The organism is Sandarakinorhabdus sp., assembly GCF_987265915.1.
Window position 1 is genome coordinate 698,855 of the sequence record NZ_OZ503948.1, and the last position, 20,051, is coordinate 718,905.

20 protein-coding genes are annotated in these 20,051 nt (G+C 65.0%); 14 read left to right on the top strand and 6 right to left on the bottom strand.

The window, feature by feature from the left end; all coding sequences use genetic code 11:
* The first annotated feature begins 75 nt into the window (after positions 1-75).
* From puhA to bchO, 12 genes are all read left to right on the top strand, one after another.
* Entirely contained in the window at positions 76-849 is a 774-nt protein-coding gene (gene puhA, locus AC6UUM_RS03410) for a photosynthetic reaction center subunit H (RefSeq protein ID WP_500803950.1), read from the top strand.
* Between the two features lie 66 nt (positions 850-915).
* Positions 916-1,530: a photosynthetic complex putative assembly protein PuhB gene (puhB, locus tag AC6UUM_RS03415; protein ID WP_500804895.1), complete on the top strand. Its 615-nt coding sequence runs from the start codon at positions 916-918 to the stop codon at positions 1,528-1,530.
* Complete coding sequence (gene puhC, locus AC6UUM_RS03420; protein WP_500803951.1) at positions 1,527-2,081, top strand: photosynthetic complex assembly protein PuhC; 555 nt, start codon at positions 1,527-1,529, stop codon at positions 2,079-2,081. Before puhB ends, puhC begins: the two co-directional genes overlap by 4 nt.
* On the top strand, positions 2,081-2,374 hold the full coding sequence (locus tag AC6UUM_RS03425; RefSeq protein ID WP_500803952.1) for an O2-dependent cyclase accessory protein: 294 nt from the start codon (positions 2,081-2,083) through the stop codon (positions 2,372-2,374). The genes puhC and AC6UUM_RS03425 overlap by 1 nt, the downstream gene beginning before the upstream one ends.
* Positions 2,374-3,459, top strand: coding sequence for a magnesium-protoporphyrin IX monomethyl ester (oxidative) cyclase (gene acsF, locus AC6UUM_RS03430; protein WP_500804896.1), 1,086 nt, complete (start codon positions 2,374-2,376; stop codon positions 3,457-3,459). The genes AC6UUM_RS03425 and acsF overlap by 1 nt, the downstream gene beginning before the upstream one ends.
* Before the next feature lie 17 nt (positions 3,460-3,476).
* Complete coding sequence (gene puhE, locus AC6UUM_RS03435; protein WP_500803953.1) at positions 3,477-4,325, top strand: putative photosynthetic complex assembly protein PuhE; 849 nt, start codon at positions 3,477-3,479, stop codon at positions 4,323-4,325.
* Positions 4,326-4,345: 20 nt separating this feature from the next.
* The gene (gene hemA, locus AC6UUM_RS03440; protein ID WP_500803954.1) at positions 4,346-5,569 is read left to right on the top strand and encodes a 5-aminolevulinate synthase; all 1,224 of its coding nucleotides are present in this window, start codon (positions 4,346-4,348) and stop codon (positions 5,567-5,569) included.
* Between the two features lie 130 nt (positions 5,570-5,699).
* Positions 5,700-6,668 (top strand): sodium-dependent bicarbonate transport family permease, encoded by a 969-nt coding sequence (locus AC6UUM_RS03445; protein WP_500803955.1) that lies wholly within the window; start codon positions 5,700-5,702, stop codon positions 6,666-6,668.
* Positions 6,665-6,979: a DUF190 domain-containing protein gene (locus tag AC6UUM_RS03450; RefSeq protein WP_500803956.1), complete on the top strand. Its 315-nt coding sequence runs from the start codon at positions 6,665-6,667 to the stop codon at positions 6,977-6,979. The genes AC6UUM_RS03445 and AC6UUM_RS03450 overlap by 4 nt, the downstream gene beginning before the upstream one ends.
* 80 nt (positions 6,980-7,059) lie before the next feature.
* A complete protein-coding gene (bchI, locus tag AC6UUM_RS03455) occupies positions 7,060-8,076 on the top strand; it encodes a magnesium chelatase ATPase subunit I (RefSeq protein ID WP_500803957.1) in 1,017 nt (338 codons plus the stop codon).
* Positions 8,073-9,836 (top strand): VWA domain-containing protein, encoded by a 1,764-nt coding sequence (locus AC6UUM_RS03460; RefSeq protein WP_500803958.1) that lies wholly within the window; start codon positions 8,073-8,075, stop codon positions 9,834-9,836. Before bchI ends, AC6UUM_RS03460 begins: the two co-directional genes overlap by 4 nt.
* A complete protein-coding gene (gene bchO / locus AC6UUM_RS03465) occupies positions 9,836-10,720 on the top strand; it encodes an alpha/beta fold hydrolase BchO (RefSeq protein ID WP_500803959.1) in 885 nt (294 codons plus the stop codon). Before AC6UUM_RS03460 ends, bchO begins: the two co-directional genes overlap by 1 nt.
* 7 nt (positions 10,721-10,727) lie before the next feature.
* Here bchO and AC6UUM_RS03470 read toward each other — a convergent pair whose 3' ends face one another.
* From AC6UUM_RS03470 to AC6UUM_RS03480, 3 genes are read right to left on the bottom strand one after another with little or no spacing between them, the layout of a single operon-like run.
* On the bottom strand, positions 10,728-11,222 hold the full coding sequence (locus AC6UUM_RS03470) for a hypothetical protein (protein ID WP_500803960.1): 495 nt from the start codon (positions 11,220-11,222) through the stop codon (positions 10,728-10,730).
* Positions 11,223-11,245: 23 nt separating this feature from the next.
* Positions 11,246-12,067, bottom strand: a complete 822-nt coding sequence (locus AC6UUM_RS03475) for an enoyl-CoA hydratase-related protein (RefSeq protein WP_500803961.1) — start codon at positions 12,065-12,067, stop codon at positions 11,246-11,248.
* The gene (locus AC6UUM_RS03480) at positions 12,064-12,783 is read right to left on the bottom strand and encodes a VOC family protein (RefSeq protein ID WP_500803962.1); all 720 of its coding nucleotides are present in this window, start codon (positions 12,781-12,783) and stop codon (positions 12,064-12,066) included. The genes AC6UUM_RS03475 and AC6UUM_RS03480 overlap by 4 nt, the downstream gene beginning before the upstream one ends.
* Positions 12,784-12,959: 176 nt before the next feature.
* On the opposite strand from AC6UUM_RS03480, the gene AC6UUM_RS03485 reads away from it, so the two are divergent.
* Both AC6UUM_RS03485 and AC6UUM_RS03490 read left to right on the top strand, forming a co-directional pair.
* Positions 12,960-16,298: a S41 family peptidase gene (locus AC6UUM_RS03485; protein WP_500803963.1), complete on the top strand. Its 3,339-nt coding sequence runs from the start codon at positions 12,960-12,962 to the stop codon at positions 16,296-16,298.
* 4 nt (positions 16,299-16,302) lie between these two features.
* On the top strand, positions 16,303-16,446 hold the full coding sequence (locus AC6UUM_RS03490) for a hypothetical protein (protein ID WP_500803964.1): 144 nt from the start codon (positions 16,303-16,305) through the stop codon (positions 16,444-16,446).
* A gap of 168 nt (positions 16,447-16,614) precedes the next feature.
* Here the strand turns inward: AC6UUM_RS03490 and AC6UUM_RS03495 are convergent, their stop codons facing one another.
* Genes AC6UUM_RS03495 through AC6UUM_RS03505 form a run of 3 tightly spaced genes read right to left on the bottom strand, consistent with a single transcriptional unit; the run spans position 16,615 to position 19,986 of the window.
* Entirely contained in the window at positions 16,615-16,938 is a 324-nt protein-coding gene (locus tag AC6UUM_RS03495) for a hypothetical protein (protein WP_500803965.1), read from the bottom strand.
* A 31-nt stretch (positions 16,939-16,969) separates the two neighbouring features.
* On the bottom strand, positions 16,970-17,746 hold the full coding sequence (locus tag AC6UUM_RS03500) for a hypothetical protein (RefSeq protein ID WP_500803966.1): 777 nt from the start codon (positions 17,744-17,746) through the stop codon (positions 16,970-16,972).
* Entirely contained in the window at positions 17,746-19,986 is a 2,241-nt protein-coding gene (locus AC6UUM_RS03505; protein ID WP_500803967.1) for an N-6 DNA methylase, read from the bottom strand. Before AC6UUM_RS03505 ends, AC6UUM_RS03500 begins: the two co-directional genes overlap by 1 nt.
* Positions 19,987-20,051: the final 65 nt, after the last annotated feature.

The window sequence follows — 20,051 nt, forward strand, 5'->3', positions numbered from 1 at the left end:
GGGCTTGGGGTTTCGCGCTGCATCTGCCCGGTTGGCGCCAATCGGGCTGGTTTTTTCTGAGGGGAGACGCCTCGCATGACGAATGTGCATCTGGTGGGTGGCCTGGATATCGCCGAACTCACGTTTTTCGCTTTCTTCCTCTTTTTCCTGGGCCTCGTCTGGTATCTGCGCGGGGAAGATCGCCGCGAAGGCTATCCGGTGGAAGACGATCTGACCGGCGCCGAGCATGGCGGCACCGAGCCTTTGTTCTTCAAGCCGCCGAAAACCTTCAAGCTGCCGCATGGCCTGGGCGAAATCACCACGCCGACCGCCAATGATCGTGACGCGCTGCCGACCAACGTGCTGCCGCGCGCCTGGCCGGGTGAGCCGCTGGACGTGGTGGGCGACAAGCTGACCTCCGGCCTGGGCCCCGCGTCGATTTCCCAACGCGCCGATCGCCCCGATGTGGACATGCACGGTGATCCGCGCATCGTGCCGACCCGCCTGATCAGCCACCCGGTTTCGGTGCACGCCAATGATGTCGATCCGCGCGGCCTGCCGGTGTTCGGTCTGGACGGCGGCAAGGCTGGCACGGTCAAGGAACTGTGGATGGACCGGGCCGAATCCTGCCTGCGCTATCTGGAGGTTGATCTGGAAGGTGGCGCTGGCGCCATCCTGCTGCCGATCACCATGGCCGAAGTGTCGCGCCGCGGCGTGATCAGCGATGCCATCACCGGCGCGCAGTTTGCCAGCGTGCCGCGCACCAAGTCCGCCGATCAGGTGACCTTGCTGGAAGAAGAAAAGATCACCGCCTATTTCGGTGCCGGCTATTTGTGGGCCACGCCGGAACGGGCAGAACCGCTGATCTGATCCGAACCCGGGCCCGAAAGGGTCCGGATCGGCTTTGGAACGGAATGGACGGAGCGCCGCGTGTCGATGGAGTATGAAGACGAGCCGATCCCGGGTCTGCCCGGACGGTTGCCGCCAGGTGAGCATATCATCTGGCAAGGCACGCCGGATTGGCTCGGCGTGGCGCGCGGCGTGTTTCACGCGCGTCTCGTGGCGATCTGGTTCGTCGTTGTGGCCGGTTTCGCCTTTGTGGCCGGCGGCACCGGTTTGACAGGCGCTCTGGTTACCATGGCGGTCGCTGCGCTCGGCCTCGCCGTGCTGGCGGTGTTGGCGCGGGCGCAGGCCAAATCGACGATCTACACCCTCACCAACAAACGTGTGGTGCTGCGCTTTGGCGTGGCGTTGCCGAAGTGCGTGAATGTGCCGCTGGCGCTCATCGGCCGCGCCGACGTGAAGCCGGCCGGCAACGGCATCGTCGATGTGTCGCTCACGCCGTTGGTGCGCTTCCCCTTGGCCTATCTGCAGATGTGGCCACATGTGCGGCCGTGGAAATTCGGTTCGCCGCAGCCGATGCTGCGATCGGTGCCGCAGGCGTTCCTGCCGCTGCTGTCGGATGCGCTGGCCAAGGCAGATCCTGCCAAGGCCAGTGTGGCAGGGTCTGATCGGGGCGACGTCGCCGCCATGGTCGGGGCGGCGGCATGACCGATTTCACCAATGAACGCTTTCCGACCTCGGCGCTCTATGCCGCAGGTGCGTTGATCGCGATTGCAATCGTCACCGTAGGCAGCATCCGGGTCGGCCTGTTGCCGGCGCCGGAAACTGCGCCCGAATCGCGCGTGCGCCGGCACGTGGCCATCGCGACGACGCGGGATTTCCGGTTTGAAGATCGTGCCGATGGCGCGCTGCTGGTCACCGACGTGATCGCCAACAAATTGGTGTTCATCTTTCAGCCCGGCACCAACACCGGCTTCATCCGCGGCGTGATGCGCGGGATGATGCGTGAACGGCGCCTGCACGAGGTACCACGCACCGGGGCGGTGACCGTGACGCAATGGGAAGACGGCGCGCTGACCCTGGAAGACAAGACGACCGGCCGCATCCTGGAACTGGGCAGCTTTGGCCAGACCAATCGTGCTGCCTTCGCACAGTTGCTGGTGCCCTATCAGAAGGGTGGCAGCGGCGTACCTGCCGAACCGATCATTCCGGTGATGCCTCAGGCTTCGTCCACGCCGTTCCTGAGCGGGCCGGGCTGATGGGCCTGTTCAGCCGCGACCGGTTCGAAACGCAGTGCACGATCGAAATCGAGCACACGTTCGAAAACCTGCACGCCCATGTCGAGCTGGATGATGATTACCAGCTTGGCCCCGGCGATCAGGTGAAGGTGCATGGCGCTGCGGTGCGGCTGCCGTTCGGCGAACGCCTCACGCTGCGCCGGCCGGCGACGGTGTGGAAGGCCACGCCGTGGGAACGGGCCTGGACGCGGCTGCGTGCCCAGCTCGAATTGACCGATTTGTACGAGATCACCTTCAGTTCGGAGAAGCCGTGATGAACGCCGTTACGCCGATCAAGGCCGATGGAACCGTGGAACTCACCAAGGATGCTGCGATGGCCATCGCCACGCAGGATACGGTGCTTTCCCCCCGATTCTACACCACCGATTATGAAGCGATGGACCGGATCGACGTGTCCGGCGTGCGCGCCGAATGGGACAGTCTGATCGCCGAAATGCAGGCCGATCCCAACAAGAAGCATTTCAAGCGGACGCCGGAATTCGACGGTGTGATCGCTGCGATGGACCCGACGCTGAAGCCGGAATTCGTCGATTTCCTGGTGTCGTCGATGACGTCCGAATTTTCGGGCTGCATTCTTTATGCCGAAATCACCAAGCGCGTGAAGAACCCAGATTCCAAGGCGCTGTTCAAGTTGATGGCGCGCGATGAAAGCCGCCACGCGGGCTTCATCAACGACAGCCTGAAAGATGCCGGCATCGGCATCGACCTCAGCTTCCTGACCAAGACCAAGAAATACACCTTCTTCCGGCCGAAGTTCATCTTTTACGCAACCTATTTGTCGGAAAAGATTGGCTACGCCCGTTATATCACCATCCACCGCCACCTCGAAAAGCACCCGGAAAAGCGTTTCCATCCGATTTTCAAGTGGTTCCAGGAATGGTGCAACGATGAATATCGCCATGGTGAAGCCTTCGCGCTGCTGATGCGGTCCGATCCGAAACTCACGTCCGGCCTCAATGTGCTGTGGATCCGGTTCTTCCTGAACGCGGTCTATGCCACCATGTATGTGCGCGATCACAAGCGCCCGGTATTGTACAATGCCTTTGGCATCAACCCGACCGATTTCGGGTTTCGGGTGTTCCGCATCACCACCGATATTACCCGCCAGGTGTTCCCGATCGGGTTGCAGACTGATGCGTCGTCGTATCGCGCCTTGCTCGAAACCATGCGCGAAACCAGCGACGCCATCGATGCGGCGGTGGCGCAGGGCGGCATTGTCGGCAAGCTGAAGCGCGTTGGTCTGTCTCTGAAGGCGGCCTTCACCTTCGTTCGCCTCTACACGCATCCAGTGGACAAATTGGCGGTGACGCCAAATGTCCGCATGGCCCCGGTCTGGTAAGCCGCGCCGGTATTGTCGTGACCGAATTCGCGCTGCCTTTGCTGTTTGCCACCGTGCTGTGGTTTGTCGCCACCGGCTTCGTGCTGTGGCTCGACAAATTGCCGAGCCACACCTGGCCGGTGAGCATCACGCTCGCGACCGTTGCATCGGGCTTTGCCATGGCCGGCATCATTGCGACTGCCGAGGAAACCAGCCCCTGGGCGGCCTATGTGGCCTTTGCCTGTGCGCTGGTGCTGTGGGGCTGGCACGAACTGTCGTTCCTGATGGGCTTTGTTACCGGCCCGAATCGCACGCCGTGCCCGCCGGACGCCCGCGGCTGGCGCCGGTTCCGGCTGGCCGCTGCCACGTTGATCTATCACGAAGTGGCGATGTTCGTCTGCGTGCTGGCGATGGCGGCCTTCACTTGGGGCAAGGCAAACCAGACAGCGACGCTGACCTTCATGCTGCTTTTTGTCATGCGGCTATCCGCCAAATTCAATATCTTCGCCGGTGTGCCACATCTGTCCACCGAAATGATGCCTGATCATATGCGTTACCTAGCCAGCTATTTCCGGATCGGTCCGCCGCGCTGGTTCTTCCTGGGATCGGTGACGGCGATTGCTGGCCTGGCAGCGTGGCTGGCCGATCTGGCGCTCCACAGCCAGGGCGGGATCGCCACGGGTTATGCGCTGGCATTTGCCCTCGTTGCGCTGGCATTCATCGAACACGGGTTCCTGGTGGTGCCCTGGCAGGATACCGCCATTTTCCGCTGGGCCATGCCGCAAACGGCGCGCAACATGACCGCGCAGACACAGGGTGAAACCCCTGCTTTGACGCCTCAAACTGACACAAAACCGCTTGCGGTGCGACAAAACGCCGTGCAATGAACGGCACCGGGAGAATAAGAATGGATTATGAATCGCACTTCCGGGATGCGCTGGACGGCCTGAAGGAACGCGGCAATTACCGGGTGTTCGCCGAACTTCAGCGCCGGCGGGGTGATTATCCGCATGCAACGCGTTACCTGGAAGATGGTTCTACCCAGGACGTCACGGTGTGGTGCTCCAATGACTATCTCGGCATGGGCCAGCACCCGGATGTGCTGAACGCGATGCACGAGGAACTGGACCAGTCCGGCGCCGGTGCTGGCGGCACCCGCAATATTTCGGGTACCATGCATGTGCACTGCCTGCTGGAAGATGAGCTGGCCGATCTGCACGGCAAGGAAGCCGCGCTGTTGTTCAATTCGGGTTACATGTCGAATTGGGCAGCGCTGTCGACACTGGCCAGCAAGATTCCGGGCTGCGTGGTATTTTCCGACGCACTCAACCATGCCTCGATGATCGAGGGCATCCGTCACAGCCGCGCCAAGTTCCATGTGTTCAAGCACAATGACGTCGAGGATCTTGACCGGCTGCTGGCGCAATATGGCCCCGAAGTGCCCAAGCTGGTGGCGTTTGAAAGTGTCTATTCGATGGATGGCGACATCGCCCCCATCAAGGAAATCTGCGACGTGGCCGACAAGCATGGCGCGATGACCTATATCGATGAAGTGCACGCCGTTGGCATGTATGGCCCGCGCGGCGGCGGCGTTGCCGAGCGTGAAGGCTTGATGGACCGGTTGACGGTGATCGAAGGCACGCTGGCCAAGGCCTATGGCGTGGTAGGCGGCTATATCGCCGGTTCCAAGGCGCTGTGCGATTATGTCCGCAGCTTTGCCAGTGGCTTCATCTTCTCCACCGCGCTGCCGCCAGCCATTGCTGCCGGCGCGCTGGCATCGGTCAAGCATCTGAAAGAAAGCCCGTTCGAGCGCAAGCGCCAGCAGGAACGCGTCGCCAAGGTGCGCGCCGCGCTGCGCCAGACCGGCATTCCGCAGCTGGAAAACCCCAGCCACATCATCCCGGTGATGGTGGGCGATGCCAAGAAGGCCAAGATGATCAGCGACTGGCTGATGGAGCATCACGGCATCTATGTGCAGCCGATCAACTATCCGACCGTCCCTGTCGGCACCGAGCGCCTGCGCATCACGCCCGGCCCGGTGCACAGCGATGATGATATCGATCGCCTGGTGAAGGCGCTTTCTGATATCTGGGGCCAGTGCGCCCTGCACCGGGTTGAAGCGGCGGCTTGAACCGCCAGGCATCAATGAATCGAAAAGGCCCGACAGGAAACTGCCGGGCCTTTTGTTAAGCCGCCAATGGCGGCTGATGGCTCAGGTCGGTTTCTTGAGGACGCCATGTTTACGCTGGGAATAATCCACCTTGGCCATTGACGCCCTCCTGCAGCCGCTGGTGTTGTTCTTCCTGCTCGGTGCGCTTGCGGCCTTTGCGCGCTCCGATCTGGTCATTCCCGAGGCCGTGGCGAAGGGTATTTCGCTGTATCTGATGATGTCGATCGGCCTGCGCGGCGGCGGCGAGGTGGCGGAAACCGGTTTCACCCACGATATGCTGCTCGCCGGCGGCGCTGGCCTCGCGCTATCGGTCCTGTTGCCGCTGCCGGCCTTCTGGCTGTTGCGTACTGCCGGCCGCCTGAACCGCACCAATGCGGCCGCGGTGGCGGCGCATTATGGCTCGGTCAGCGTCGTGACCTTTGCCACCGGCAGCGAGATCCTGCGCCAGGCCGGCATGGCCCCGGCCGGCTATATGGTTGGCGTGCTGGCGCTGATGGAAACGCCGGCCATCATTACCGGGTTGCTGTTGGCGCGCGCTGGCGGCTCGGACAGTCTGGCCCCGCGCGGCGGCCTGCTGCACGAAACCTTCCTCAATGGGTCGGTGCTGCTGCTGCTCGGCAGCTTCCTGATCGGCATGATCGATGGCAAGGCCGGTCTGGTGACCATCGCGCCAGTCTTCGATCAGCTGTTCCGTGGCATGTTGTGCATCTTCCTGCTCGATATGGGCCTGATCGCCGCCCGGCGCCTGATGGATCGGCGGGCGCTCACGTTGCGCACGGTGGCGCTGGCGCTGGCCTTGCCGCTCATCAACGGATCCATTGGCGTGGTGCTGGGCATGGAACTCGGCCTGGATGCCGGATCGTCGGCGGCGCTGGGCATCCTGGCCGGCAGCGCCAGCTATATCGCGGTGCCGGCGGTGATGCGCCTCGCCTTGCCGGCGGCTGATCCCGGCCTTTATCTCGGCATGAGCCTGGCCGTGACCTTTCCGTTCAACCTGACCCTTGGGATCGCCTATTATGCATGGCTTGCCGCCCATCTTTGGCCACTGATTCGCCCATGACCAGCACCATCCATCGCCGCCGCATCGAAATATTGGCGGACGAACCGCTGATCGCCGGGATCGTTCGGCTGGCGAACAATGCCGGCATCACCCACTATACGCTGATGCCGACCATGGGCGGCGCTGGCGCCCATGGCCGCTGGCGCGATGACCAATTATCGGGGGCGACGGCCAAGGTGATGCTGGTGGCCATCACCAGCACCGAACATGCGGCGGCTTTTGTCGATCTGCTCGCCCCCTTGCTGGAAAGCCATCATCTCATGTTGCTGCTGTCCGATGTCGAAGTGGTGCGCGGCATCAAGTTCGACTGATCCAGTGCATCGGCTGGCCGCCCTGCGGCGTTTTGTGTCGGCGCTTGCTGGTGGGCCGCGCGCCGCTTAAGACCTCGGCCATGCGAATGACCTTCCCGTTCACGGCCATCGTTGGCCAGGCTGAAATGAAACAGGCGCTGCTGCTGGCGGCCGTGGAGCCGCGCCTGGGCGGCGTGATGGTGTTCGGCGATCGCGGCACTGGCAAATCGACGGCTGTGCGTGCGCTGGCCGGGCTGTTGCCGCCGATGAAAGTGGTGCCAGGCTGTCGCTATGGCTGCGCGCCCGATGATCGCAGCCCCTGCATCGAAGGCTGCCGCGAACGCGCCGGGAAGCGCACCGAAGAAGCCCAGGTGCCGTTCGTCGATCTGCCGCTGGGTGCCACCGAAGATCGCGTGGTCGGCAGCCTCGATCTGGAACGCGCGCTGGCCACCGGGGAGAAGCGCTTCGAACCCGGCCTGCTCGCCAAGGCCAATCGCGGGTTCCTGTATATCGATGAAATCAACCTGCTGGAGGATCATCTCGTCGATCTGCTGCTCGACGTCGCCGTGTCGGGCACCAATGTCGTCGAACGCGAAGGCCTGTCGATTCGCCATCCGGCGCGCTTCATCCTGGTCGGCAGCGGCAACCCCGAAGAAGGCGAATTGCGCCCGCAATTGCTCGACCGCTTCGGCCTCAGCGTCGATGTGCGCACGCCGACCGACATGGGTGACCGCATCGAGATCGTGAAGCGCTGCGACCGCTTCGATCGTGACCCGGCCGGTTTCGTGGCGGATTTCAAGGACAGCGAGCAGGAAACGCTCGATGCCATCGCCCGGGCGCGCAAATATTTGCCCAAGGTGCAGGTGGCCGACGAGATGCTCGGGCTGGGCGCGCGCCTGTGCTCGGCGGTGGGCGCCGATGGCCTGCGCGGCGAGCTGACCCTGCTGCGCGCGGCGCGGGCGCAGGCGGCGCTGGCCCACAAGAAAGAGGTGAAGGCGCACCATGTCGCCGAAGTGGCGGTGATGGCGCTGCGCCATCGGCTGCGCCGCAACGTGCTCGATGAAACCGGTTCGACGGCGCGCATCACCCGCGCGCTGGCGGAGCTGATCCCGGCATGACCTCGCCGGATGGTGAGAATGATGACGGCAATGAACGCTGGGCGCTGGCGCTCAGCGCCATCGATATCCTCGCCGCGGCCGGCAACCGGGTGGGCGGCATCCTGCTGCGCGCCCGGCCCGGCCCGGTGCGCGATGCTTGGGGCGCGGCGCTGGCGCTGGTGCTGCCCAGCCGGCGCCTGCCGGGCAGTGCCGATGCCGACGCGCTCGACGGCGGCCTTGACCTGACGGCGACGCTGGCCAGCGGCAAGCCCGTCCACCGCATCGGTTTGCTGCGTGAAGCACGCGGGGCTTCGCTGCTGGTGCCGATGGCCGAGCGGCTGAATGCAGCGCTGGCGGCGCGGCTGGCCACCGCCATGGACGAGGATGCACCGCCGCTGATCCTGTTCGACGAAGGCGATCCCGATGATCCGGAGCGGGAGCGCATCCTGCCGTCGCTGGCGGAACGGCTGGCGATCCACATCGATCTGAACGCCGTGCGGTTGCCGATGGCGGCGCTGCTGGCCGGCGAAGCGCCGCCGCCGCTTGCGATGCTCGCCGAACCCGGCGCTGTCGCCAAGGATCCTGAAACTGCGCTCAGCGTGGCGGCAGCGGCGCTGGGCATCGCGTCGATTCGGGCCCCGATCCTGGCGCTGCGGGTGGCGCGCGCCCATGCCCGGGCGGACGGCCGCAGCGATGCCATCGATCAATTGCGGGAGGCTGACATGGCCGCCGCCGCCGCGCTGGTGCTGGGCCCGCGCGCCACGCGCATGCCGCCGCCGCCGCCCGAGGAAGAGCAGCCGCCGCCCCCCGAAGAACCACCGCGCGAAGAACCGCCACCCGATCAGGAGCCGCCGCCGCCGCCGCCATCGGACGACACGCCAGGCGATGATCAGGAACAGCCGGAGCCGCCGCCGATCGATCCCACCGACATGGTGCTCGATGCGGCGCAGACCACGCTGCCGCCCGGCCTGCTCGATGCGCTCGCCGCCGGCACCATATCCAAGGCGCCGAAGAGCAGCGGCGCGTCGGGCGCCAAACAAAAAAGCATCACCAGCGGCCGGCCCGCCGGGGTGCGGCCGGGCATGCCGGGGCGCGGGGCGCGGTTGGCGCTGATCGAAACCATCAAGTCGGCCGCGCCCTGGCAGAAGGTGCGCCCGGCGCGCGCCGATGGCCGGCTGGCGATCCGCACCGATGATCTGCGCATCCGCCGCTATATCGCCCAGACGCAATCGACGACGATCTTTGCCGTGGATGCCAGCGGATCGGCGGCCTTTGCCCGACTGGCCGAGGCCAAGGGTGCGATCGAACTGCTGCTGGCCGAAGCCTATGTGAAGCGCGCCGAAGTGGCGCTGGTGGCGTTTCGCGGGACCGATGCGGCGCTGGCGCTGCCGCCCACCCGCAGCCTGCCGCGCGCCCGCAAGGAATTGGCCGGGCTGGCCGGCGGCGGCGGCACGCCGATTGCCGCCGGCCTCGATCTGGCGCGCAAGGTTGCCGAGGCCGAACGCGGCCGCGGGCGATCGGCGCTGGTGGTGGTGCTCACCGATGGCCGCGCCAATGTCGGTGGCGACGGCCAGACCAGCCCGCAAGAGGCGGCGCTGGCCGCGGCGCGGGCCTATCGGGTGGCGGGCATCGCGGCCGTGTTCATCGATTGTGCGCCGCGCCCGCGCCCGCAGGGGGCCGAACTGGCCGCCGCGATGGGCGCGCGGTTGGTGACATTGCCGCGAGTCGATGCCAAATCGGTGGTGGCCGCCGTCAAAGCCGCAAGCGTGGGAACTTCTTGATGCGTTGGGATGTCGATGGCCGCCATGTGCCGCACCGCGAATGGAGCCGATTCGTCACCGCTGGCGGGCTGAAATGGCACGTGCAGATCACCGGCCCCGAAGACGCGCCGGTGTTGCTGCTGATCCACGGTACGGGCGCGACCACGCACAGCTTTGCCGATCTGGCGCCGCTGCTGGCGCAGCATTTCCGTGTGGTGATCCCCGATCTGCCCGGCCATGGCTTCACGGCGAAGATGAACGCGCCCGGCCCCGACCCGGTCGCCAAGGCGCTGGCGGCGTTGCTGGGCGAACTTGGGTTACAGCCTGCCATCGTGCTCGGCCACAGCGTGGGGGCGGCCATCGCCTTCGTGCTGGCGGCGCGCGGCCTGGTGCAGCCGCAGGCCATCGTGGCGCTGGGCGGCGCGCTTCTTCCGTTCGATGGCGTCGGCAAGGCCTATCCGGGCATTGCCAAGGCGCTGTTCGTCAACCCGTTCATGCCGGCGATCTTCTCCTTCACCACCCGGCTGCAATCCATGCCCGATCTGATGGCGCGCTGGACCGGATCGAAATCCAGCCGCGAACAGATCGCGCATTATGAACGGCTATTCCGCAGCTCGGCCCACACCGGCGGCGCGCTGGCGCTGATGGCGCACTGGGATCTCGACATCATCGAGCGCAGCATCGCCCACATGAAATGTCCGGTGCTGCTGCTGCACGGCATGAACGACAAGACGGTGCCGCCTGACACCTCGCGCAAGGTGGCCCAGCGGCTGACCGCGCACGGCACACGCGCCGAGCATCACGCCATGCCCGGCCTCGGCCACCTCGCGCACGAGGAAGCGCCGGAGCGCCATGCCGAGCTGATCACCGCATTTGCCCGTGATATGGGCGTGCTGCCGGCCTGAGCCTGGCTCAGGGCGTCGGCACTTTCAGGCTGATCAACACCAGTCGGCCCTCAACGCTGGGAATCCAGTGCGGCACGCCAGCCGGCACGGCCATGATATCGCCGGTGGCCACGCGCTGGCTGGTGCCGCCGGCAATGCCGGTGCCGCTCTGGTTGGCGGCATCCACATCGCGCGTGCCCTCCAGCGTGCCGCCAGTGACGAACTGGCCGGCGCCAGCGACGACCTGGAAAATCTCGATCTGCGTCTTGTGCAGCGAGGCGGGCGCGCCGGCCTGGCGATATTCCAGCATCGCCCGCCACGGGCCGACGCCCATCACCGGCAGCGCCACCAGCGGCTGGCCCGGCTTGATCTCGCGCGCGGCCCGCTCGCTCAGGGCGGCGATCTCGGCCGCGCTGGCAGTAGTGGCGCGGGCAGTAGTGGCGGCCGGTTGGGCGCTCAGCGGGGTTGCCAAAACTGGGGCGATCAAGGCGGCGGCCAGTGCGGCCAGCAGACGGGTGGTCATCCTCATTCTCCTCGGCAAGAGCATCAGCGCCCGCGGAATATGGGCGTGCGCTTTTCCACAAAGGCCTTTGCGGCGTCCTTGTGATCGTCGGTCAGGCCGCAATGGACATGGTGGGTCGCCTCCAGATCAAGGCAATCATCCATGTCCCCACCGGAAAAGGCGCGGTTGAGATTCTCCTTCATATAGGCCAGCGCGACGCGCGGCCCGGCGGCCAGCCGTACGGCCAGCGCCTGCGCCTCGGCGGCCAGCGCGTCCCCCGGCACGACGCGGCTGGTCAGGCCCAGCCGCAACGCTTCGGCGGCATCCACCCGGTCGGACAGGAAATACATCTCGCGCGCCTTCGCGGCCCCGACCAGCTTGGTGAGGAAATAGGTGCCGCCATAATCGCCGGAAAAGCCGACCCTGGCGAAGGCGGTGGTCATGAACGCCGTATCGGCCATCACGCGCAGATCGCAGGCGAGCGCGATGGACAGGCCGGCCCCGGCCGCCGCACCGGGGATGGCGGCGATGGTCGGCTTTGGCATGCTGTGCAGCTTGCCTGCCACGGCGCGCTGGTTGCGGCGCTGGCGAGCAATGGCCTGATCGATGGGCTCGGCCTCGCCGGCCGCATTGCGCGCGGCCATGCCCTTCACATCGCCGCCGGCGCAAAAGGCGCCGCCGGCCCCGGTGATGAGAATCGCGCCGATGGCGGGATCGGCCTCGGCCTCGGCCAGCAGCCGCGCCAGCGTATCCAGCATGGCGCGTGACAGCGCGTTGCGCGCCGCCGGGCGGTTGAGCGTCAGGGTCAGCACGCCATCGGCCACGCTGGCCAGCAGATCATCGGTGTCGCTGTGCAAATCGGTCATGCTGTTTTCTCCGGCAAAAGATCAAGGCCGCTCAATTGCACCGGCGCGCCCAAGCCGGCGATGCGGATCGCGCTCAGCCCTTCGCCGCGACCATCGGTGACAACGGTGAAATCGATGCTGCCATGGTTCAACTGCAGCCGCCACCGGTCTTCCAGCTTCTGCCAGGGCCGTACAAGCAGCGTGCTCCAGCGCATGGCAATCATTTCGGGATTGTCGCAGGCGATCACCGCGCCGGTGATCACCATGTCGGGGTTCATGTGGCGCTGCCAATCCGGCCCGGCCCAGGCATAGCTGCCCAACATGGCCTGATCCGGGCCATGTTGATCGATGGACAGCAGGCAACCGCCAGTGTCGCGCGGATGCAGATGCACGGCCTTGGCCGACGCACCGTGGATCGTCATGTCCAGATCCTCGACAATGCGGATGTTCAACATCGCCAGCCGCAGCCGCACCGGCGCAAGATCGGTGCAATCGATGATCAGCATGTAACCCGAAGGCCCGCCGCGGCGTTCGAGATAGCGGCCCACCGTGGTTCCCGGCCGGATCGGCGCCAGTGCCTCAAGAAAGGTGCCGCCCAACGCCCACAGCGCATTTTCCAGGCCATAGCTCGCCACGCCGGGATCGCGGAAACACACATCGCCCAGCGTTTCGCAGCCGGCCTCGACCACCGGCGCCAGATCGGGCGCGACCATCGCAATCTGTCGCAAACGCAGCACGCCATTCTCCCCAGAAGCGGTCGTTGCCGCCATCGTCTGTCATGTCCCCCATGGTCAGACGTCCCCACCGCCATGCACCATGGCGCAAGATCACCCCCCTGTCAGCACTGGCAGAATGATTGACCCCAGCCGCCGGCGCTGTCACGCTGACCACAGCAGATCAGGGGGAAAAAGCAATGAACAGGCACCGTTGGCTGGGGACCGGCATGATGGCGCTGGCGGCCGGGGCCGTTCAGGCCGCCCCGCCGCAACGCCTGTTGCAATCCCCGACGATCAGCCAGAGCCATATCGCCTTCGTGTCAGGCGGCGACATCTGGGTGGCGCCGCGTGCCGGCGGGAAGGCCCTGCGCCTCACCACCGGCACCGGCATCGAACAGGCGCCGAGCTTCTCGCCCGATGGCCAGACCATCGCCTTCACCGGCGAATATGATGGCAATATCGATGTGTTCACCGTGCCGCTCGCCGGCGGCGTGCCGAAACGCCTGACCTTCCACCCGGCGGCCGATGTGGCGGTCGGCTGGTCACCCGATGGCGCGCGGGTGCTGTTCCGCTCCAACCGCGATGCGGCCAGCCGCTACACACGATTGTGGGATGTCGCGGCCGGCGGCGGCGCTGCAACCGTGCTGCCCTTGCCGATGGCAGCGGCTGGCAGCCTCTCCGCCGATGGCAAGGCGATCGCCTACATCCCGCAGGAAAAGGGCTTCACCTTCAATTTTACCCGCTACACCGCCTGGGGCAATTATCGCGGCGGGCTTTCGGGGCAAGTGTGGATCACCACGCTGGATGGCCTGAAGACGCAGAAAGTGCCGCAGGATGGCGGCGCGGATTTCGCAGCCGTCTGGCTGGGCGGGCAAGTGTATTTCCTGTCGGGCCGCAAGGGGCCGGTTTCGGTGTATCGCTTCGATCCCACCACCGGGCAGACCGCGTTGGTCTGGCAGAACCGCGGGCCCGATATCCGCAGCCTGGCCACCGATGGCCGCGTGCTGGTTTTCGACCGTTTGGGCACCATCCACACGCTGGTGCCGGGCGAGGAGCCCAAGCCGATCAGCATCGATCTGGATGGTGACATGCCCGATGTGCGCCCGCGCATCGCCAATGTCGGCGCGGAAGTGGCGAATGTCAGCCTGTCGCCTACCGGGCTTCGGGCGGCCGTGGAAGCGCATGGCGAGATCCTCACCCTGCCGGTGAAGGAAGGCATCATCCGCACCATCACCGCCACGCCCGGCGCCATGGAGCGCGAGCCGGCGTGGAGCCCGGATGGTCAGTCCATCGCCTATGTCTCCGACGCGGACGGGCTTTATGCCCTGCATGTCGCGCCGCAGACTGGCGCGGGCAAGGGGTTGCGAAAATATCCGCTGGCCGCCGAACCGGCCTATTATTCCAAGCCGCTATGGTCGCCCGATGGCAAGCGCATCGCGCTGCGGGACAACCGCCTGAACACCTGGATTCTCGATCTGGCCAGCGGCAAGCTGGTGGCGGCTGGCCCGCCCGATGTGTTCGGTGGCTTTGCGCAGCCGGCGCGCGGGCTGGCATGGTCACCCGATTCGCAGTGGCTGGTTTATGCCCGCGTGGCGGACAATCATTTCCCGGTGCTGATGCTGCACAATGTCGCCACCGGCCAGGCGACGCAGATCACCGACAGCATGGCGATGGCCAGCGCCCCGGCTTTCGATCGTGATGGCAAATATCTCTATTTCCTGGCCAGCAACAATGCCGGCGGCACGGTCAACGGCCTCGACATGTCGAGCAATGCCTACAGCCCCACCAGCAGCGTCTATGCGCTGGCACTGGCAGCGGGCACCGCATCGCCGCTGGCGCCGGAGCTGGGCGACGAGAAGGCTGCCGCTGCGCCTGCTGCCGAAACCAAACCACCCGCCAAACCTGCACCCAAGCCCGCCGCGCCCGTTACCCCGCCGGTGAAGATCGATCTGGCCGGGCTGTCGCTCGATCAGATCGCCCGGCGCATGGTGGCGCTGCCGCTGCCCGCCGCCGATTATCGCAATCTGGTGGCCGGCAAGGGCGGCGTGCTGTGGCTGCTGCGCGCCAATGAAGCGCTGGATATCGATGCCGATGAACTGCCCGGCGCGTCGCTGCTGCGCTGGACGCTGGAGGGCAAGAAGACCGAGACCTTGCTGGGCAATGCAGCCGAATTCAGCCTGTCCGCCGATGGCAGCAAATTGCTGGTGCGCACCCCCGCGGCGCCGGGCGGGCAGGGAAGCTGGCTGGTCGCCGATGCCACCAAGCCGTTCAAGCCGAGCGACCCGGATGTGAAGCTGAAGCTCGACAGCTTGAACGTGCGTGTCGATCCGGCGGCGGAGTGGGCGCAGATGTACCGGGAAATCTGGCGCATCCAGCGCGCTTATTTCTATGATCCGAATTTCCATGGGTACGACACGGTGGCGGCGGAGAAGGCGCTGGCGGCCTGGTTGCCGGGTATCCAGTCGCGCGCTGATCTGAATTATCTGTTCAACGAAGCGCTCACCGGCTTTTCCATCGGCCATTTGCGCGGCGGCGGCGGCAGCATCCCGGTGGCGAAGCGCATGGGCGGCGGGCTGCTCGGCGCCGATTATGAAGTGAAGAACGGCCGCTGGTGCCTGGCGCGCATCCATACCGGCGGCACCTGGAGCCCCGACATCAAGGCCCCGCTGGCGCAGCCCGGCCTGGATGTGGCGGTGGGCGATTGCATCACCGCCATCAATGGTGCCGACGTGCGCGGTGACGAGGATATCCAGCGCCATCTGGAAGGCACCGCCGGCCAGGCCATCACGCTTACCCTGGCGCGCGGCACGGCGCAGCGCGATGTGACCGTGGTGCCGATCGGCAGCGAATATGCGTTGCGCAACCTGACCTGGATCGAGGACAATCGCCGCCGCGTTGACCGGCTGTCGGGCGGCAAATTGGGCTATGTCTACCTGCCCAACACCGGCGGCGGCGGCTACACCAGCTTCAACCGCACTTATTTCGCGCAGAACGACCGGCAGGGCATGGTGATCGACGATCGCTTCAACGGCGGCGGCCAGGCGGCGGATTACATGATCGAGGTGATGAACCGCCGACTGATCAGCTGGTGGCAACCGCGCTATGGCCGCATCGATCGCACCCCGGCAGCCAGCGTGCTCGGCCCCAAGGTGATGCTGATCAACGAAGCGTCGGCCAGTGGCGGCGACATGCTGCCGTGGATGTTCCGCAGCTTCAATCTCGGCCCGCTGGTGGGCAAGCGCACCTGGGGCGGCCTCGTCGGCATCGCCGGCATCCCGCCGTTGATGGACGGCGGCGACGTCACCTCGCCATCGGTCGGCTTCTTCTCCCCGCAGGGCGAATGGGCGGTCGAAAATATCGGCGTGCCCCCGGACGTGGAGGTCGATCAGGACCCGGCCGCGGTGCAGGCCGGCGGTGATCCGCAACTGGAAAAGGCGGTCCAGATTGCGCTTGACGCCCTAGCCAAGAATCCGCCGCCAAGCCCGAAGCGCCCACCCTTCCCGCTCTATGGCGCCGACGGGCCGATCAGGCGGTGATGTGATGGATATTCCGGCAGAATATTTCGGACTGATCGAAGGCGGCATCAGCCTGTTTGCGGTGCTGGCCTTTGCCGGATGGCAGTTGTGGACGTTGCGGGAGAAACCGGAGGACAAGCGCGACAAGAAGGACGGGGAGGACGGCTGAGCTGCCTTGCCACTGTGCCGGGCTTTGCCACTTTTGACGAATCGGGCGGGATTCAGCGTTGTTTCTGCTGGAACAAATGGTTTTTGCCCATGCTGGTTCTGGTGCTGGCGGTGGAAAGAGCGGTGCCAGCATAACCATATTCGGCCCGTGTAGGACAGGCCGCAGCGCTCAATCCAGCGCCCACATTTCCCGCCAGTTGGGCGCCAGCAGTTCGACGGGCTGGTTGAATCGGTCGATCTCGGCCTTGAATTCCAGCAGCAGTTTATCGCCTTCGCCGTTCTTCAGCCATTCGGCCCAGAACGGAAAGCCCGCGGTGTTCTTGCGCAGCTGGCGCGGCGTCCATGGCATGGTCTCGGCGGCGCGGGCTTCGGCCAGCGTGGCGTGGCACAGGGCGCGGATGGTTTCGGCGGTGTGCACGATGGGCTTGGAAACCGGCATCGGTTCCCGGAACAACTCGCCCTTCTGGGGCACGTGCCCGAACAAATCATCCATGCCAGCGTTGAATCACATCGCCGGGCCGGCTTCAAGCCGGGCCAAGCAACTTCTCCACAAGTTTCTCGATCTCGATGCCGATCCCATCGGCAATCAACGCCCGCCGCACGCGCTGCCGGGCGGCGACAAAACGCTCGGTCTCAGGGATTTCGACACGGCCGGCGACCTCTTCCGCGTCCGCCCCGGCCTTCCCCAGCGCCTGATGCAGCGGATTAGCCGCATCGAACATCGGGATCGGCAGATTGAAAATGACCTTGTCAAAATCGCGTGCACCAAACTGGCCACGTGATTGGTAACGTTCTGCGCGGGAACGGGCAGTCTCACTGTTAAAAATTGCTGCAAGGAATGTTGCTTCCCCGTCCGACAATGCCGCACCCCAATAAAGCTTGTGGTCAATGATCGCTTTGGTATCTCGCAGAACGAAGGCCGTCGGCTGCGACCCGGCCTTCGAATATACAACACGCAAAGGAGCAATCGGAAACTGGGCAGATAATTTTCCGAAGAAATCAAATTGTTCGATGAGATTCATGGTTGTTGACGCCGATTTGTTCGTATCCCAAACCCCCTCTGCCTTTGCCAACCAAACCGCCAGCTTCGTGAAGCCGCGTTCCTTTCCGCCAGCCATTGCCGCTGTGAGCGGGGTTCCGTCACTGGCAATTGGAATTACTCCTTCAAACACTTGTGCCAGCCGATAGGGCAGAATGCTTTCTCCAAGCAAAACAGGTCGAAGAAACTCCGCTTCCACTTGATTCTCGATACCGTTGAGACCCTTCCACGGCATTTTCTCAAGCGAGCTGCGCCGGCTCATTACCATGGGGCGCTGGGGTCAGCTCCCAATCGCCCCATCGCTTTGCGTTCAACAAGACTCAACATGCGGGGTACCAGAATCGCCCCCTGTTTGAATCGCTCACGATACAGCGAGCCGCCGCTGAACGTGCCCTCCTGCGGTGCAGCGACATCCTCCTGTACCGTCAACTGCTTGTCAGCCACGTCTTCTGGCGCATCGCGCAAGGGTAGCCAGCCGGAGTAGGCCCGCACCTTGTCGGGCATTTTCGTGGACAAGGCGCGCTTCCGGCCGAACACCACGCAGGATGGTACTGGAAACAGCGGCGTCACGCTGTCGTCCATCGTCCAGGCTGCATCCCAGGCGATGCAATAACTGGTGAAGCGGCCGGTGCGGAATTTGGCAAACTGCCCGCGCGTCAGGGCGGCGAGTGGCAGCACAAAGGCGATGCGTCCCGATGGCCGCAAATAGAGGTGCGATGCGCGCACCGTGAACAAGCCGCACAGATCATTCTGGGTGGCAAACTTGCCGCCGACATAGACGCCCTCAGCCTCTGCCAGTCCCTTGAACCGCTTCTGCAAATCCGCCGACATGTGGCGATAGGCCACCCACGGCGGATTGCCGACCAGCACATTGGCCCAGCCGCCGCCGCTGGCCAGCGCCAGCGGGCGGGAGAGGTTGCGGGCGACATAGCTCCAGATCGTGTCGCGGCCTTCCAGCCGCAATTTGTGAAAAGTTTCGTAGGTTGCACCCAGATCGCCGATGGCGGTGCGTTCTTCGGCGCTGATGTCGCGCTTGTAATGCTGTTCGGTGCGGCGGGTGATATCGGCTTCCACGGCTTCACGCGCGCGATCGGCCAATGATCCGCTGCGCATGGCATCAATGGCCTTGTCGAACAGGGCGGGATCGCGGCAGAAGGTTTCGGGGAAGCTCAACTGTTCGCGGCTGCCGCTGCCCGCGGGCGGCGGCGGCACCTGAATGACGAGTTCAGTGCCGCCGATCACCTGGCTGACCGACAGCAGCATGGCATCGCCGAGATACACCGGCACCGAAAGGCTGCCGCTGCGCATCCCCAGCGCCGGGGCCAGCGCCAGCAGATAGGTGACACGCGCGATGATGACGGCGACGGGGTGGATATCGGTGCCGGCGACCAGCGCGCAGGCTTCGGCGGCACGGGTGGCCCTGTCCATGCCGGCCTCTTCGGCTTCGGCCAGCACGCGACGCACGGCATGGAACAGGAAGGTGCCGGAGCCACAGGCCGGATCGAGCACTTTCTGTTCCAAGGGCCGCTCAACAGCCTGGCGCACGATCTTGGCGGCCAGCCAATCTGGCGTGTAATATTCGCCCAGGCCGTGGCGCTCATCACGGTCGATCAGCGATTCATACAGGATTTTCAGCACGTCGCTTTCCACCTCACGCAGGCGGAAGCGGCGGACATGCGCCATGATCCGGCGTACCAGCGCTTCGCCGGCGGGCGTGGCGACCATCCAGTCAAAGAAGTCGCTTTCCACCGCGCCGTTGATGCCGGCGGCGGTGAAGGCTTCGCCGGACAGCATCCGGCGTGGATCATCCTCGTTCAAATCCATCACCGCCAATGCGATGCATTTGGCAACAACGACCAGATAGCTGTGCTGGAACCACAGCGCATCGCCTTCGACCTCGCGGCCATAGACCAGCTTGAGCAGGTTGGCCCACAATTGGCGCTTCAGTGCTTCGGCCGGACGGTCCTGCACGCTGGCCCACACTTCGCGCAGCCCGCGATTGACAATGCGGTAGGCGACCGAATCCTGGCCAAGTTCGGCCCTGACGGTCAGCGGATCGGGCGGCAACGATGCCTTGAGTGCAACAGCGCCATCAAGCCAAGCGAGAAAGGCATCCGGTTTTTCCGGATCGAGAACCGTATCCTTGATGCGCACCAGTGCGCCATCGACCAGCTCGAACACGGCCCATTTCAGACCATCAGAGGCAATGCCGGTGAAGCGCTCGCGCTCTTCGCGCTCCCGGTCGGCCAGATAGTCCGGCATGCGGCGCTCAACATCGGCCCACTCGCGGTCAAGGTCACTTTTGGCTTCAAAAACGGTCCGGCCGATCAGCGCGTCCAGACGGCCACGGACTTCGGGAACGCGCCGCTCAAATTCGAGGGCGCCCAGTTCAGCACCAAATTCCCGGACCAGCAGGTCACGGAAACCGGCCTTGACTTCATCATGACCCGGCCTGGTTGCCAGATGGTGCAGAAGTTCAAGCGTGCTGTGCGCGGTGGACATGATCCTACTGGTATGACGCCGCCGCCAGACAAGGCAAGGCGGCTGGGGTCCATCTCACATTGTGC